This is a genomic window from Bacillus sp. I-2, assembly GCF_001974945.1.
Lineage (GTDB): Bacteria > Bacillota > Bacilli > Bacillales > Bacillaceae > Bacillus > Bacillus safensis.
The window spans coordinates 1-403 of the sequence record NZ_LZRW01000035.1 but is presented as its reverse complement, the minus strand read 5'-3'; the positions used below and the strand labels follow the sequence as shown (position 1 = coordinate 403).

Genomic DNA, 403 nt, shown 5'->3' with positions numbered 1-403 from the left:
TCATGATCTATACTCCAAAAGAAAATGCCCGGAAAACGGGCATTTAGCAGTGTGCATCAAAGGCGTCAGTTAAGTTTTTCATGATTTCTTCCATTTCGTGCCCTTCAATCTCATGGCGCGGAATAAAATGCACGACTTCTGTGCCTTTCAAAAGAGCCATTGACGGTGAAGAAGGCTCCTGGCCTGTAAAATACTCCCGCATTTTTGCAGTGGCTTCTTTATCTTGGCCCGCAAATACTGTCACCGTATTGTCAGGTGTTTTGTCGTTCTGCAGGACTGCCTGAGTTGCCGCAGGACGCGCAAGACCGGCCGCACAGCCGCAAACAGAGTTAACGACTACGAGAGTTGTGCCCTCTGCCTTTTCCATAAAATTCTCCACTTCTTCTGCCGTTGTTAATTCTTC

General features: G+C 47.4%; 1 protein-coding gene. It reads right to left on the bottom strand.

Annotated features, from left to right (window positions below):
- Positions 1–43 precede the first annotated feature (43 nt).
- On the bottom strand, positions 44–403 hold a 360-nt coding region (brxA, locus tag BAE31_RS11165), incomplete at its 5' end, for a bacilliredoxin BrxA (protein WP_076840467.1).